Source organism: Vibrio sp. 1249-1 (assembly GCF_033340495.1).
The window spans coordinates 1-615 of sequence record NZ_JAWOWJ010000767.1; the positions used below are offsets into that span (position 1 = coordinate 1).

The window sequence follows — 615 nt, forward strand, 5'->3', positions numbered from 1 at the left end:
TTGGTCTTATCTCTAGTGGTGCGACGGTAGAGCGCGAAATTCCAAACCCATTCGGTCGTGGTGATTACATTACTTTCAACTTGCTTGAATCTGATTTCACGACCGCACAACGCATGGCGGATGCGGTAAACAACTTCCTTGGCCCACAAATGGCTAGCGCAGTCGATGCGACGTCGGTACGCGTACGTGCCCCTCGTGATGTCAGCCAGCGTGTGGCGTTTTTGTCCGCGATTGAAAACCTAGAGTTTGACCCAGCTGATGGCGCGGCGAAGATCATTGTTAACTCCCGTACTGGCACGATTGTCGTTGGCAAACACGTGCGTCTTAAGCCTGCGGCAGTGACGCATGGTGGCATGACTGTCGCCATCAAAGAAAATCTAAACGTTAGCCAACCAAACAGCTTCTCTGGCGGCCAAACGGTCGTGGTGCCCGATTCAGATATCGAAGTGACGGAAGAAAAAGGCAAGATGTTCAAATTCGAGCCGGGTTTGACGCTGGATGACCTCGTACGTGCGGTGAATGAAGTGGGCGCAGCACCTTCTGATTTGATGGCCATCTTACAAGCATTGAAACAAGCTGGTGCCATCGAAGGCCAGTTGATCATCATTTAATGGT

Annotated in this window: 1 protein-coding gene; it reads left to right on the forward strand. The window is 51.4% G+C overall.

Translation table 11 applies throughout. From position 1 onward, the window contains the following. Positions 1 to 611: flagellar basal body P-ring protein FlgI (locus tag R7Z50_RS28810; RefSeq protein WP_318149922.1), on the forward strand; the 611-nt coding region annotated here is incomplete at its 5' end. Between the last annotated feature and the right edge of the window lie 4 nt (positions 612 to 615).